Source organism: Mesorhizobium metallidurans STM 2683, assembly GCF_000350085.1.
Classification (GTDB): Bacteria; Pseudomonadota; Alphaproteobacteria; order Rhizobiales; family Rhizobiaceae; genus Mesorhizobium; species Mesorhizobium metallidurans.
Window position 1 is genome coordinate 1 of sequence record NZ_CAUM01000111.1, and the last position, 14,073, is coordinate 14,073.

Annotated in this window: 12 protein-coding genes; 5 read left to right on the forward strand and 7 right to left on the reverse strand. The window is 62.2% G+C overall.

Annotated elements, in window-relative coordinates; translation table 11 throughout:
• The first annotated feature begins 177 nt into the window (after positions 1 to 177).
• Both MESS2_RS17875 and rimO read left to right on the forward strand, forming a co-directional pair.
• Entirely contained in the window at positions 178 to 864 is a 687-nt protein-coding gene (locus MESS2_RS17875; RefSeq protein ID WP_040593468.1) for a TerC family protein, read from the forward strand.
• A 185-nt stretch (positions 865 to 1,049) separates the two neighbouring features.
• Positions 1,050 to 2,366 (forward strand): 30S ribosomal protein S12 methylthiotransferase RimO, encoded by a 1,317-nt coding sequence (gene rimO, locus MESS2_RS17880; RefSeq protein WP_008875795.1) that lies wholly within the window; start codon positions 1,050 to 1,052, stop codon positions 2,364 to 2,366.
• Between the two features lie 77 nt (positions 2,367 to 2,443).
• On the opposite strand, the gene MESS2_RS17885 is transcribed toward rimO, so the two are convergent.
• The 6 genes from MESS2_RS17885 to pcsA form a co-directional block, all read right to left on the reverse strand.
• On the reverse strand, positions 2,444 to 3,511 hold the full coding sequence (locus MESS2_RS17885) for a BMP family ABC transporter substrate-binding protein (protein WP_008875796.1): 1,068 nt from the start codon (positions 3,509 to 3,511) through the stop codon (positions 2,444 to 2,446).
• Between the two features lie 50 nt (positions 3,512 to 3,561).
• Positions 3,562 to 4,482 (reverse strand): ABC transporter permease, encoded by a 921-nt coding sequence (locus MESS2_RS17890; RefSeq protein WP_008875797.1) that lies wholly within the window; start codon positions 4,480 to 4,482, stop codon positions 3,562 to 3,564.
• Positions 4,482 to 5,594 carry an ABC transporter permease gene (locus tag MESS2_RS17895; RefSeq protein ID WP_008875798.1) on the reverse strand — a complete coding sequence of 371 codons (1,113 nt, stop codon included), beginning with the start codon at positions 5,592 to 5,594 and terminating at the stop codon, positions 4,482 to 4,484. Before MESS2_RS17895 ends, MESS2_RS17890 begins: the two co-directional genes overlap by 1 nt.
• Positions 5,591 to 7,168, reverse strand: a complete 1,578-nt coding sequence (locus tag MESS2_RS17900) for an ABC transporter ATP-binding protein (protein WP_040593449.1) — start codon at positions 7,166 to 7,168, stop codon at positions 5,591 to 5,593. Before MESS2_RS17900 ends, MESS2_RS17895 begins: the two co-directional genes overlap by 4 nt.
• Positions 7,169 to 7,311: 143 nt before the next feature.
• The gene (locus MESS2_RS17905; RefSeq protein WP_008875800.1) at positions 7,312 to 8,289 is read right to left on the reverse strand and encodes a quinone oxidoreductase family protein; all 978 of its coding nucleotides are present in this window, start codon (positions 8,287 to 8,289) and stop codon (positions 7,312 to 7,314) included.
• Positions 8,290 to 8,317: 28 nt separating this feature from the next.
• Positions 8,318 to 9,103: a phosphatidylcholine synthase gene (gene pcsA, locus MESS2_RS17910; RefSeq protein WP_167332449.1), complete on the reverse strand. Its 786-nt coding sequence runs from the start codon at positions 9,101 to 9,103 to the stop codon at positions 8,318 to 8,320.
• Positions 9,104 to 9,454: 351 nt separating this feature from the next.
• Between pcsA and MESS2_RS17920 the strand changes: the two genes are divergently transcribed.
• Together MESS2_RS17920 and hspQ are read left to right on the forward strand one after the other, a co-directional pair.
• Entirely contained in the window at positions 9,455 to 10,666 is a 1,212-nt protein-coding gene (locus MESS2_RS17920; protein ID WP_040593469.1) for a UbiH/UbiF family hydroxylase, read from the forward strand.
• A 291-nt stretch (positions 10,667 to 10,957) separates the two neighbouring features.
• Entirely contained in the window at positions 10,958 to 11,281 is a 324-nt protein-coding gene (gene hspQ, locus MESS2_RS17925) for a heat shock protein HspQ (protein WP_008875803.1), read from the forward strand.
• A 95-nt stretch (positions 11,282 to 11,376) separates the two neighbouring features.
• Here the strand turns inward: hspQ and MESS2_RS17930 are convergent, their stop codons facing one another.
• Positions 11,377 to 12,006, reverse strand: coding sequence for an invasion associated locus B family protein (locus tag MESS2_RS17930; RefSeq protein ID WP_008875804.1), 630 nt, complete (start codon positions 12,004 to 12,006; stop codon positions 11,377 to 11,379).
• 233 nt (positions 12,007 to 12,239) lie between these two features.
• Here MESS2_RS17930 and MESS2_RS17935 point away from each other — a divergent pair, with 233 nt between their 5' ends.
• The gene (locus tag MESS2_RS17935) at positions 12,240 to 14,060 is read left to right on the forward strand and encodes an extracellular solute-binding protein (RefSeq protein WP_008875805.1); all 1,821 of its coding nucleotides are present in this window, start codon (positions 12,240 to 12,242) and stop codon (positions 14,058 to 14,060) included.
• Positions 14,061 to 14,073 lie beyond the last annotated feature (13 nt).

Here is a 14,073-nt window from a genome sequence, read left to right on the forward strand (position 1 = left end):
TGCACACGCGCATTCTCGATCATATCGGCTTTGCCGGCCACCGGCTATTGCCGCCACGATCAGGAAGTTTGCTGACCTTGTCCCCAGGCAGTCTCTTGACGTGCGGGAACCATACACGTTAGGGCGTCCTGACAATCGACGCGAATGATCGGCGAACAAGCAAGGGGCCTCCAGTCGATGGAAATTTTCACTGCCGCAGGCTTCTCGGCCCTGCTCCAGGTCATCGCCATCGACCTTGTTCTTGCAGGCGACAATGCCATCGTCATTGGCCTTGCTGCGGCCGGCCTTCCCGCCGACCAGCGCAAGAAGGCGATTCTCGTCGGCATTGCCGCAGCCACCGTGCTTCGCATCTTCTTTGCTCTGATCACGCAGTGGTTGCTGGCAATTGGCCCCATGCTCCTCATCGCCGGCGGTCTGCTGCTGCTTTGGGTGTGCTGGAAGATGTGGCGCGAGCTGCGTGTCACCCACGAGCAGGAGCATGATGCGACGGAATCGCTGTCCAATGCCGACTACGACAGGGACGGAACGATAGCCGGCAAGGGACCGCGCAAGACCTTCGCCCAGGCAGCCTGGCAGATCGTCATTGCCGACGTTTCGATGTCTCTCGACAACGTCCTTGCCGTGGCGGGAGCGGCGATGAACCATCCGACGGTCCTGATCATCGGCTTGGCGCTGTCGATTGCGCTGATGGGCTTCGCCGCTTCGTTTGTCGCGCGCCTCCTGCACAAATACCGCTGGATTGCCTATATCGGCCTCCTGATCATCCTCTACGTCGCGGTGAAGATGTTTATGGATGGCGCCGTGCAGCAGTTCCCCGAACAGTTTGCGTTCCTGGCGCCCTGGTTCGGGCCGAGCGATCGTTGAACCTGATCCCTTTCAGTGCGGTCGGCGCGCATCGCGCCGAACCGCTCGCCGGTTTGCTTGACTGCGGAACTGTGCTATTGCGCCGCGCAAATTAAGCTCCTGCGAGAGCTCAAAAGATCGAAATGTACCGAGACTTCCGGGCCGGACCTTAGGGTTTCCGGCCCGCGTCCATTGGAAACCGCAAAATGTCCGCAGCACCTCGCGTCAGTTTCGTCAGCCTTGGATGCCCGAAGGCCCTTGTGGATTCGGAGCGCATCATCACGCGCCTGCGCGCCGAGGGCTACGAGATCACGCGCAAGCATGACGGCGCCGATCTCGTCGTCGTCAACACCTGCGGCTTCCTCGATTCCGCACGCGACGAGTCGCTCAACGCCATCGGCTCCGCCCTTTCGGAGAATGGCAGGGTCATCGTCACCGGCTGTCTCGGCGCCGAACCGGACGTCATTCGCGAAAAACATCCCAACGTTTTCGCCATCACCGGCCCGCAGGCCTATGAAAGCGTGATGGCCGCCGTACATGAGGCGGCGCCGCCGAGCCACGATCCCTACATCGATCTCTTGCCGCCGCAGGGCGTCAAGCTGACGCCACGCCACTATGCCTATCTCAAGATTTCGGAAGGCTGCAACAATCGCTGCACCTTCTGCATCATCCCCGCACTTCGCGGCGACCTCGTCTCGCGGCCGGCAGCCGAAATTCTGCGCGAGGCCGAGAAGCTGGCCAAGGCCGGCGTCAAGGAGATCCTGGTCATTTCGCAGGACACCAGCGCCTACGGTATCGACATCAAGTACCAGGCAAGCCAGTTCGGCGACCGCGCGGTGCGGGCGAAATTCCTTGATCTGTCGGAGGAACTCGGCAAGCTCGGTGTCTGGGTGCGCATGCACTATGTCTACCCCTACCCGCATGTCGCCGATGTCATCCCGCTGATGGCCGAGGGGAAGATCCTCCCCTATCTGGACATTCCCTTCCAGCACGCCTCACCGCAGGTGCTGAAGAACATGCGCCGGCCGGCACACGGCGAAAAGACACTCGAGCGCATTCGCGGCTGGCGCGAAGTGTGCCCGGACCTTGCCATCCGCTCCACCTTCATCGTCGGCTTTCCCGGCGAGACGGACGGCGATTTCGAGATGCTGCTCGACTGGCTGGACGAGGCCAGGATCGACCGTGCCGGCTGTTTCAAATACGAGCCGGTCAGGGGCGCCCGCTCCAACGAGCTCGGCCTCGAACAGGTGCCGCAGGAAATCAAGGAAGCGCGCTGGCACCGCTTCATGCAGCGCCAGCAGAAGATCTCGGCAACGCAGCTCGCCAAGAAGGTCGGCAAGCGCCTGCCAGTCCTGATCGACGAGGCGCATGGCAATTCGGCCAAGGGCCGCACCAAATACGACGCGCCCGAGATCGACGGTTCGGTGCACATCCAGTCGCGGCGGCCAATGCGCGCCGGTGACATCGTCACCGTCAAGATAGACCGCGCCGACGCCTATGATCTCTACGGCTCGGCGGTCTGACCGTCGCCATCGACTGGCCGCAGCACCAAACAGAAAGGGCGCCTCGCGGCGCCCTTTCCCTTGAATTCGCCGCGCGCTTACTGCGGCAGCTTGTCGTCGACGCCCTTGACGTAGAAATTCATGCCGAGCAGCGTGGCGTCGTCGGCGACTTCGCCATTCTTCAGCCATGGCGTGCCGTCTTGCTTGGCGATCGGGCCGGTGAAGGGGTTCCAGCCGTCGGAGATCTTCTTGGTGGTTGCCTCGGCCATGGCCTTCACGTCGTCGGGCATGTTGGTGAACGGGGCGAGCTTGACGGCGCCGTCCTTGATGCCCAGCCAGACATTGCCGGGCTTCCAAGTGCCGTCGAGTGCTGCCTTCACCCGGCTGATATAATACGGGCCCCAATCGTCGACAATCGAGGTCAACTGCGCCTTGGGAGCGAACTTGATCATGTCCGAAGACTGGCCGAATCCCTGCAGGCCGCGCTCTTCGGCGACTTGCAAGGCAGCGGTCGAGTCGGTGTGCTGGACGATGATGTCGGCACCCTGGTCGAACAGGGCCTTGGCGGCGTCGGCTTCCTTGCCCGGATCGAACCATGAGTTGACCCAGACGATCTTCGCCTTGAAGTCTGGATTGATCGACTGCGCGCCGAGCATGAAGGAATTGATGCCCATCACCACTTCGGGGATCGGGAAGGATACGATATAGCCGGCCACACCGGCCTTCGATTCCTTGGCCGCGATCTGGCCGAGCACGTAGCGGCCTTCATAGAAGCGCGCATTGTAGATGCCGAGATTGTCCGCCGTCTTGTAGCCGGTGGCATGCTCGAACATCACCTTGGGGAATTTCTTGGCGACTTTCACCTCCGGGTCCATGAAGCCGAATGATGTGCCGAAGATGATCTTGCAACCCTCACGCGCCAGGCGCTCGAAGGCGCGGTCGGCATCGGGGCCTTCGGAGACGTTTTCGAGATAGGCGGTCTCGACTTTGTCGCCGAGTGCCTTCTCCACTTGCAGACGGCCCTGGTCGTGCTGGTAGGAATAGCCGAAATCGCCGATCGGGCCGGTATAGACCCAACAGGCCTTCAGCTTTTCCTGGGCTTCGGCGGTCGCCGCCAACGACAACGCGGCGGTCGTCGTCATCAGGGCAATGAGCAGTTTTTTCATTGTGTTACCTCTCTGAGTTAAGCCTTGGAGCTTCCCGTCTTTTATTGTTGTCAACGATCCGGAACGAATGGCTGCCCCAAGGAAGCCGGCGTGTTCATCATCGTCAGACGCTTGTTGCGCGAGATTAGAACGAGAACCACCACGGTTGCCAGATAGGGCAACGAAGAAAGCAGTTGCGAGGGAACCGGAATGCCGAAAGCCTGTGCATGGAGCTGGCCGATCCAGACCGCGCCGAAGATGTAGGCGCCGGCCAGCACCCGCCATGGTCGCCATGAAGCGAACACGACCAGCGCCAACGCGATCCAGCCGCGTCCGGCCGTCATGTTCTCCACCCATTGCGGCGTATAGACCAGCGACAGATGGCCGCCGGCAAGGCCGGCGCAGGCGCCGCCGAAGATCACCGCGAGATAGCGGTAGCGGATGACCTGGATGCCAAGCGCGTGCGCCGATGTGTGGCTGTCGCCGATCGAGCGCAGAGTGAGCCCGGTGCGGGTCCTGAACAGGAACCACATGACGGCGGCGGTCAGTGCGATCGAGATGTAGAAGATCGGATCCTGGCCGAACAGCAACCTGCCCACGACCGGGATCGAAGTCAGGCCGGGAATGTCGAGGTTGGGCAGCCGCTGACCGGGCTGGCCGACGAAGCTGGTGCCCATCATGCCGGAGAGGCCGAGACCGAGCAGCGTCAGCGACAGGCCGGTCGCCACCTGATTGGTGGCCAGCGACAGCGTCATGACGGCGAACAGCAGCGAAAACAGCGCACCGAGGGCGATCGCCGCCAAGAGGCCGATCCACGGCGACCCGGTGAGATAGCCGGCGCCGAAGCCGCCGACCGCGCCCATGATCATCATGCCTTCGACGCCGAGATTGAGCACGCCGGAGCGCTCGACCACCAACTCGCCGATCGCTGCGATCAGCAGCGGCGTCGCCGCGGTGGCGATGGTCAGAAGGATGTTGACGGTGATGTCCATCAGCGGGCCTCTTCCAGTTTCGGCGCGGCTTCGAGTTTGGGAGCGGCAAAGCCGATTAGACGAATGCGGTAGTGAATGAGCGTGTCGCAGCCGAGCACGAAGAACAGGAGCATGCCCTGGAACACCCGCGCCACCTTGTCGGAGATGCCGAGCGCGCTTTGCACCGCCTCGCCGCCGAGATAGGTCAGCGCCAGCACCAGGCCGGCGGCGACGATGCCCAGCGGATTGAGTCGGCCGAGGAACGCCACGATGATGGCGGTGAAGCCATAGCCGGGCGAGATGACCGGCTGTAGCTGGCCGATGGCGCCGGAGACCTCCGAGATGCCGGCAAGCCCGGCCAGCGCACCCGACAGCAGGAAGGCGAAGAACACCAAGCGGTTGAGGCCGAAGCCGGCGAAACGCCCTGCCCTTGGGCTTGAGCCGAGAACGCGGACCTCGAAGCCTTTCAGCATGCGGCTCATCAGGAACCAGATCAGTACCGCGGCGACCAGCGCGAAGACGAAGCCCCAGTTCGCCCGTCCGGAATCCGGCATGAATTCCGGCAGAATGGCAGAGTCGTTGAACTGCACCGTCTGCGGGAAACCTTGGCCCTGCGGATCGCGCCAGGGGCCACGCACCAGCCAGTCGAGGAAGAGTTGGGCAACATAGACCAGCATCAGGCTGGTCAGGATCTCGTTGGTGCCGAAGCGTGTTTTCAAAAAGGCCGGGATCGCTGCATAGGCAGCACCGCCGACCATGCCGAGCAGCAGCATCAGCGGCAGCACCAGCGGACCTTCGAACTGCGGAAACAGCACCGGTATCATAGAGCCGACAATACCGCCGAGGATGAACTGGCCCTCGGCGCCGATGTTCCAGATATTGGCCCTGTAGCAGACCGACAGGCCGACCGCGATCAGGATCAAAGGCGCTGCCTTGATCGCCAGCTCATGCAGCTGCCAGACCTGGCTGATCGGTTCGATGAAGTAAATCTCAAATGCCTTCAAAGGGTTGACGCCGAGCAGCGCAAACATGATGGCGCCGGCAATGATCGTCAGCAGGAACGCTATGAAGGGCGACAGCGCCGAGAACAGCGCCGAGCGCTGCGGGCGTTTGACGAGTTCGAGGCGCATCATGCCGTCTCCAGCGCGTGTTCGGCGTGGCCGGGCTCGGCGCCGCCCATCAACAGTCCGATCTTTTCGAAGGTGGCCTGGGCGATCGGCAGAGGCCTGGACAATTCACCATTGTGCATGACCGCGATCGCGTCGGATATCTCGAACAGTTCGTCGAGATCCTGGCTGATGACCAGCACCGCCGAGCCGCTGCGGGCGAGCTCGATCAGCGCCTGGCGAATGCGGACGGCCGCACCTGCATCTACCCCCCAGGTCGGCTGATTAACGACCATGACACCCGGTTTGCGGTCGAGCTCGCGACCGACGATGAATTTTTGCAGATTGCCGCCCGAAAGCGCTGCCGCCTCCGGATCGGGCGCGCTTTTGCGCACATCCATCGCCTTGATGATGCGCTGGGCGGCGCTGTAGATCGCCTCGCTTTTAACCATGCCGCCGGCGCCGACAAAGACCTTGCCATCGGTGGCATGGCGCGACAGAAGCAGGTTCTCCGAAAGCTTCATGCGCGGGGCGGCACCATGGCCGAGCCGTTCTTCGGGCACGAAGGCGGCACCCAACAGCCGCCTGTCGGTGATGCCGAGGCCGCCGGCATCCTTGCCGCGGATGCGTACCGAGCCTGCATCCTGCTGCAGCACTTCGCCGGAGACGGATTCGAAGAACTCGCCCTGGCCATTGCCGGCAACGCCTGCAATGCCGATCACCTCGCCGGCGCGCACATTGAGGTTGATGTTTTTCAGCGGGATTGAGAACGGCGTCGCCGGCTTGCGGCTGAGCGCGCGGATCTCCAGCAGCGGTTGCGCGGTCTCGATCCCCTCGGCAGGGGCACGCACCACGGCCTTGACTTCGTTGCCGACCATCATGCGCGCCAGCGACGCGGCGGTTTCCTCGCGCGGGTTGCAATGGCCGACCACCTTGCCGTGGCGCAGAACGGTGGCGCGGTCGCAGATGCGCTTGACCTCTTCCAGCCGGTGCGAAATGTAGAGGATCGACTTTCCTTCCGAACGCAGCCGTTCAAGCGTCTCGAACAGCTTGTCGGCTTCCTGCGGCGTAAGCACCGAAGTTGGCTCGTCGAGAATGATGAGCTGCGGCGTCTGCAGCAGGCAGCGGATGATCTCGATACGCTGGCGCTCGCCGACCGACAGGTCGCCGACCAGCGATTCCGGATCGAGCGGCAGGCCATAGCTGAAGGAAAGCGCCCTCGCCTTGGCGGCGATTGTGCTGATGGGCGAACCGTCATCCAGCGACAGCGCTATGTTCTCGGCCGCCGTCAGCGCTTCGAACAGCGAGAAATGCTGGAACACCATGCCGATGCCGAGCTTCTTGGCAAAGCCGGGATTGGCGATCCTGACCGGCTGGCCGTTCCAGAAGATCTCGCCCGAATTGGGTTCCAGCGATCCGAACAGCATCTTGACCAGCGTCGACTTGCCGGCGCCGTTCTCGCCGAGCAGCGCATGGATCTCACCCTTGGCGATGTCGAGATCGACATGGTCGCACGCCGTCAGCGTGCCGAATATTTTGGTAAGGCCACGAACCTCTAGCAGGTTTGCGCCGTCCTGATTTGCACTCACAGTGCCTCCCATCTGGTTTGCCAGATATGTTCTGTGTTCCCGCCAGCATGGTATGCGTGGCCGGCTCCCGTCGGAAAGCGGCACGCGTCTTGAAAGAGCTTCAAGAATTTCAGCGGAAACTCAAGGGGTAAAGCGCGACCCCCGAAAAGTCGGCGTCAGGGGACGAGAATGGTTGTCCCGGTCGTCCTGCGCCCTTCAAGGTCGGCATGTGCCTTGCCAGCATCCTTCAGCGCGTAGCGCTGGTTGATCCTTATCTTGACCGCGCCGCTGAGCACGACGTCGAACAGCGCGGCGGCTGACGCCTCGAGATCCTCGCGCCTGGCGTTGTAGACGAACAACGTCGGCCGCGTCGCGAACAGCGAGCCCTTCTGCGCCAGCAGTGACATGCTGAACGGCGGGATCGGCCCCGACGACTGACCGAAGCTGGCGAACATGCCGAGCGGCTTCAGGCAGTCGAGCGAGGCGGGAAACGTATCATTGCCAACCGAGTCATAGACGACGTCGCACTTCTTGCCACCAGTGATGGCAAGCACGCCGGCGACGAAATCCTGCTCGCGGTAATTGATGACATGGTCGAAGCCATGTGCCTTGGCGAGTTCGATCTTGTCGGACGAACTGGCGGTGCCGATCACCGTCGCTCCAAGATGTTTTGCCCATTGACCAAGGATCAGCCCGACGCCGCCGGCCGCCGCGTGGAACAGGATCGTGTCTCCCGCCTTGACCTTGAAGGTGCGGCGCAAAAGATACTCCGCCGTCATGCCCTTCAGCATCATGGCGGCCGCCTGTTCGTCGCTGATGCCGTCCGGCACCTTCACCACACGGTCGGCGGCGATCACGCGCTGTTCGGCATAGGCGCCGACATTCACGGCATAGGCGACGCGGTCGCCCGGCTTCAGCCGATCGACGTCAACGCCGACTTCCATGACCACCCCGGCTGCCTCGCCACCGGGTATCAGCGGGAAACCGCCGGGAGGCGGATAAAGGCCCGAGCGATGATAGACATCGATGAAATTGAGGCCGATCGCCGTGTGTCTGATCAGGATCTGTCCCGAGCCGGGCTGGCCCGGATCGGCGTCCTCATAGGCAAGGACCTCCGGACCGCCATGGGCATGGATACGGATCGCTTTGGACATGTCTCTTGGGCTCAGGTTCTCTTGGAGATCATTTTTTCCCGGAATCTGGCCCGGAATCAGGTTTGGCGCCGAGATTTGGAAAGAGCTGCATGATACCGCCGATGCAGGCGAGGTAAAGTCCCGAGATCGTGATGCCGATCTTGGTGAAGATGCTGACCTGTTCGCCAAGCACGCCGATCTGGTCATAGAAGGCGGCAAGTGCTGCCTGCGCCAGCGCCAGCGCCCCGAAAGCGCACCACAGCAGCGTCATGCCGAGATTGAGCGGCCGCAGCCGCACCACCCGCACCGGATGGATGAAGTTGATCGGCACAAAGGTCAGGATGCCGGCCACCACCACCACCGCGAACGAAACCCACTGTCCCGGCTGGATGACGAATAGCGTGAACACCACCATGTTCCAGACCACCGGAAATCCCTTGAAGAAGTTCTCCTTTGTCTTCATGCCGGTATCGGCATAGTAGATGGCGCTGGAGACCACGATGATCGCCGCCGACAGGAACGACAAGCCCTCGCCCATGAAGCCGCGCTGGTAGAGCGCGAAGGCGGGGATCAGCACGTAGGTGACGTAGTCGATGATGTTGTCGAGCAGCTCGCCCGACCAGGTCGGCAGGATCTCCTTGACGTCGAGCTTGCGCGCGATCGGCCCGTCGATGCCATCGACGAACAGCGCCAGCCCCAGCCACCAAAACATCGCCGTCCAGCGCTCCTCGCTTGCCGCCACCAGCGACAGGAAAGCCAGGAACGAGCCTGATGCGGTCAAGAGATGGACCGAAAAGGCGCGCGCCTGCGGCCAAGTGACCTTCTTCTTCGGCATCGGAATCCGCTCGGCGATTTTCCTGGCCGTTGTCTTCTTGCTCACGAGGTCCGCCAGTCCGGCTTGCGGATGCCGGCCGCGAGACCGGCAAGGTTCCAGTTGCGGCTGGAGAGAACGGACTCTCTCTTCCTCGCCCTGCTCCGATCCGCCATTGAATTCTCCCCCGCTCATGCCGAGACTACTAGCAGGGCGGCTGCCCAGACAAGCGGTATCGCACCCAGTCTGAAGCCAGCCTCCAGCAGCCTCCACGGCCAAGTCAATCGAATGGGCCGAATCGCCACGTTGATCAAGCCGCATGATCTGACCTATATCCGCTGATAGGGCGATGGGCCTGTGATCCGGAAGCCGAATTTGGACCATCAGAAGACAGCGCGGATACTGGTTGCCGGCAGCGGCCCGGCGGGGCTGATCGCGGCACTCGGTTTTGCCGAAGCCGGCTTCGCGGTGACGCTGGTCGGACCCGAGGCCGGCGGCTTTGACGGCCGCACGACCGCCTTGATGAATCCCGCCCTGAAAGTCCTCGAACGGTTGCGCATCCTCGACGAGGTGAGATCAAAGGCTGCACCGCTCAAGGTGATGCGCATTGTCGATGCAACCGGCAGGCTGATCCGCAGTCCGGTGGTCACTTTTCGCGCCAGCGAAATCGGCGAGGATGAGTTCGGGCTGAACCTGCCCAACAGCGCGCTCAATGCGGCACTTGCCAGGGCTGTTGCGGCGCATTCCGGCATAGAATGGCGAAAATCCATGGTCGAGACGTGGCGGCTCGAAGCCGGTCATGCCCATGCCGTTCTGGCCGATGGCAGCGAGGTCACGGCATCGCTGGCGGTGGCCGCCGATGGGCGCCTGTCGCCTGCCCGCGCGGCTGCCGGCATCTCGACATCGGCCCGATCCTTGCCGCAGGCGGCCCTCGTTCTCAATTTCGGCCACCGCAGCGAGCACGCTTTCACCTCGACCGAATTCCATACCGAGACCGGTCCGTTCACCCAGGTCCCCCTGCCCGGCAACCGGTCCAGCCTCGTCTGGGTGGTGGAACCGGAGACGGCGAAGGAACTCGCCGCCCTGGACGACGCCACGCTTTCGATGCGGGTCGAACAGCGGATGCAATCGATGCTGGGCCGGGTGTCGGTGGAGCCCGGGCGGCAGGTCTACCCGCTTTCGGGCGTGACGCCCCGTCGTTTTGCGCGCAACCGGGTCGCGCTTGTCGGCGAAGCTGCGCATGTATTTCCGCCGATCGGCGCGCAAGGTCTCAATCTCGGTATCAGGGATATCGACGATCTGATTGGAATCGCCCTGGAAAACGAGACCGATCCAGGTGCTGTCAAAGCACTCGCAGCTTATGATTTCAGGCGTCGGCCCGACATTCTGGCGCGCAGCAGCGCGGTCAATCTGCTCAACATGTCGCTGCTCTCGGACATGCTGCCCGCCCAGATGGCGCGCAGTGCCGGTCTCGGCGTGCTCGGCGGCTTCGCGCCGCTGCGCGCCTTCTTCATGCGCGAGGGGCTGCGGCCGGGCAGCGGTTTTGCCGCACTCGCCGGCGGCTTGAGGAAACAGGTCCGCCGGTAGCACACCGTGGCGGATCATGTAGAGCAGCCCGGTCACCGTCACGACCGAGAGGCAAGTGGCGATCAGTGTCCGACATTTTGCGCTGGCTGAAACCCTTGGGCCGGGCTAGCCGTAGCTCACCAAGCGTCAAGCGCTCGGGATTGAATTGATATGGCGTTTGCGCCAAATAGAGCGGCATCAGCCCTAAAGTCGGGCTCGATTTCTGATGGCGTAATGCGTAGATTCAAGGTCTTAGAGCGTCTTTTTGCGCAAAGAGCGCGGAGCACCCCTGAGACTTAAGTGGTGAGTACGATGAAAACGGCCAAATTCTCGATCGGACAGGTGGTTCGCCACCGGCTGTTTCCCTTCCGCGGCATCATCTTCGATGTCGACCCGCAATTTGCCAACACCGAGGAATGGTACGAGGCGATCCCCGCGGACGTGCGGCCACGCAAGGACCAGCCATTCTACCATTTGCTGGCCGAGAATTCGGAAACGGAATACATTGCCTATGTGTCCGAACAGAACCTGCTCGAGGACCGGTCTGGCGAACCGGTGCGGCATCCGCAGATCGGCGAGATGTTCGACAAGCGGCCGGACGGCCGCTACGAGCCGAAACGCCAGTCAAGACACTGAGGTGACTCGGACCAGCTGATCACACTCGGGCGGAACGGCCAAAACGAAAAAAGCGGGGACATGCCCCGCTTTTTCCTTGTCAGAGAACGCGCCGATCAATTTGCGGTCTTTGCCTTGTCCTGCTCTTCCTTGAGCTTCTTGGCGAAGTCCTGGTTGTTCTTGGCGACGAAATCCTGAAGCTTCTTCTGCCGATCCTCGATGTCCGACTGCTGCAGCGGCGGGCCGTCGAAGGCGCCGCTGAAGCCGGTCAGCGCGATCTTGATCGGGTTCGGCTGATTCTGGAAATTGACCGAGGTGAGCGTCAGGTTCGAACCCTTCTTGAAGGAGGCGACGAGCTGGTCGGTCAACGGCACTTCCGCCACGCAGCGGTCGGGGAAGCAGATCACATAGTCGAGCTTCTGCGCCTTGCCGGTGTCGATCTGGAGGCCGATGCCGGGAGGAACCAAGCGGCCGGTCGGAACCGTGACCTGGAACACCTTGCGGTTCACCTTGCCCTTCAACTCGATCAGGCTGACGCCGGTGATGAGCTGGCCGTTGCCGGCGGTGGTGATGTTCTGGACATTGCAGATGTCGACGTCTTCCTGCTTGGTGCAGGCCTTGAACCAGCCTTGCGGGATCTGCTGTTGCTGCTGCGCGGAGGCAGCAGTAAGCCCGGCGACCAGAAAGCCGACCACGCCAGCGGCCATGGCCGAAAGGCGGTATGCGTTGCTGTTCAGGCTCGTCATGTCGTGCACTTCCTCTCAAATGATCCCGGGGACCGGCTTCTTCGCGCCGTGTGGTCCAGCTACCTGTTGCCGAAATGAGGCAACAGAATGACTTCGGACGGCGTGTTACACTGCAAGCGACGCCGAATCCAGCCCGGTAACCGCAATTCTTGAAGACGCGATTGGCCGTCGCGCGGCCGCCTCATGCTAGGGTGCGCTCCGAATCATCAAGCCGACCCGGTAAGGAGACGGTCATGGGCCGCGTTCTCGTTTGGCTGATCGCCGCGATCTCGTTTGTCACCCTTTCGCTCCAGCCGGCACTGTCCGAGCCGAAACACGCGATCGCCATGCAGGGCGAGCCGGCGTTGCCGGCCGGCTACACCAATTTCAACTACGTCAATCCCGATGCGCCGAAGGGCGGCAGCATCACCTATTGCGTCGTCGGTACCTTCGACAATCTCAACCCGTTCATCCTGAAAAGCCTGCGCACGACCGCGCGCGGCATGATCGACACGGTCTACGGCAATCTGGTCTTCGAACCGTTGATGCAGCGCAACTACGACGAGCCTTTCAGCCTCTATGGCTTGCTCGCTACCAGCGCCGACATGGATCCGGAGCGCAAGAGCATCGAATTCCACCTCGATCCCAAGGCAAAATGGTCGGACGGCCAACCGGTGACGCCGGAGGATGTGCTGTTCACCTATGATGTTTTCACCGACAAGGGCCGCCCACCCTACAGCGACCGCATGAGCATGATCGCCAGGCTGGAGAAGACCGGCGAGCACAGCGTGCGCTTCACCTTCAACGACAAGGCCAATCGCGAATTTCCGCTGATCATCGCCTTGACCCCGATCGTGCCGAAACACGCTTTCGACAAGGACACCTTTGACAGGACGACGCTGAAGCCGCTGATCGGCAGCGGCCCCTACACGGTGGACAAGGTGCAGCCCGGCCAGCGCATCGTCTTCAAGCGAAATCCGAATTATTGGGGCAAGGACATCCCTTCGAAGCGCGGCTTCGACAATTTCGACCAGATCACCATCGAGTATTTCCTCAACGCCAACGCCAAGCAGGAGGCGTTCAAGAAAGGCATCTGCGCCATCGACGACGACAGCGATCCGGTCAAGCGCGAGCGCGATCTCGACTTCCCGGCCTTCCACAAGGGCGAGGTGGTCGCCGAAACCTTCGACACCGGCATTCCGCCCGTTGTCAACGGCTTCCTGTTCAACACGCGGCTGCCGAAGTTTTCCAACCCCGTCGTCCGGCGTGCGCTCGGCATGCTCTACGACTTCGAATGGGCCAACAAGAACCTTTTCGGCGGCAAATACACGCGCACCATGAGCTATTGGCAGAATTCGGAGCTTTCCGCGCTCGGCCACCCGGCCGACGATCGGGAAAAAGCGCTTCTGGCGCCCTTCCCCGGCCGCGTGCCGGCCGATGTCATGGACGGCACCTACCGGCCGCCGGTCGCCGACGGTTCGGGCCAGGACCGCAAGGTGCTGAAGGTCGCCTTCGACATGTTGAAAAGCGCGGGCTACACCGTGCAGGACGGAGCGATGCTCGATCCCGAGGGCAAACCCCTCGCCTTCGAGATCCTGACGGCGTCGCAGGACGAAGAACGCCTCGCCGCCATCTACCAGCGCACGCTGGAGAAGATTGGCATCGACGTCACCATCCGCGGCCTCGACGGCGACCAGATCCAGTCGCGCAAGCAGCGTTTCGATTTCGAGATGCTGATCGGCACAAGCGGCTTCAACAACTCGCTGTCGCCCGGTATCGAGCAACTCGGGCGCTGGGGATCCGCTGCCGCCAAAACCGAAGGGTCGTTCAACCTCGCCGGTGTCGCTGATCCTGCGGTCGACGCTGCGATCAACGCGATGCTGAACGCTCGGACCAAGGAAGATTATGTCGCTGCCGTCCGCGTTCTCGACCGGCTGCTGATCTCAGGCAACTACATGGTGCCTATGCAATACAACACGCAGCAATGGCTGGCTTACTGGGCCTATCTGGAACATCCTGAAAAGACCCCCATATTCGGCTATCAGCTGCCGACCTGGTGGCGGAAGCCCAACTGAGGCAAGCCAAGGA

Bases quoted from the DNA above. Each gene is read 5' to 3' on its own strand.
- MESS2_RS17885 (WP_008875796.1), bottom strand. From the start codon at position 3,511: ATGAAAAAACTGCTCATTGCCCTGATGACGACGACCGCCGCGTTGTCG.
- rimO (WP_008875795.1), top strand. From the start codon at position 1,050: ATGTCCGCAGCACCTCGCGTCAGTTTCGTCAGCCTTGGATGCCCGAAG.
- hspQ (WP_008875803.1), top strand. From the start codon at position 10,958: ATGAAAACGGCCAAATTCTCGATCGGACAGGTGGTTCGCCACCGGCTG.
- MESS2_RS17890 (WP_008875797.1), bottom strand. From the start codon at position 4,482: ATGGACATCACCGTCAACATCCTTCTGACCATCGCCACCGCGGCGACG.
- MESS2_RS17930 (WP_008875804.1), bottom strand. From the start codon at position 12,006: ATGACGAGCCTGAACAGCAACGCATACCGCCTTTCGGCCATGGCCGCT.
- pcsA (WP_167332449.1), bottom strand. From the start codon at position 9,103: ATGCCGAAGAAGAAGGTCACTTGGCCGCAGGCGCGCGCCTTTTCGGTC.
- MESS2_RS17935 (WP_008875805.1), top strand. From the start codon at position 12,240: ATGGGCCGCGTTCTCGTTTGGCTGATCGCCGCGATCTCGTTTGTCACC.
- MESS2_RS17905 (WP_008875800.1), bottom strand. From the start codon at position 8,289: ATGTCCAAAGCGATCCGTATCCATGCCCATGGCGGTCCGGAGGTCCTT.
- MESS2_RS17895 (WP_008875798.1), bottom strand. From the start codon at position 5,594: ATGATGCGCCTCGAACTCGTCAAACGCCCGCAGCGCTCGGCGCTGTTC.
- MESS2_RS17875 (WP_040593468.1), top strand. From the start codon at position 178: ATGGAAATTTTCACTGCCGCAGGCTTCTCGGCCCTGCTCCAGGTCATC.
- MESS2_RS17900 (WP_040593449.1), bottom strand. From the start codon at position 7,168: ATGGGAGGCACTGTGAGTGCAAATCAGGACGGCGCAAACCTGCTAGAG.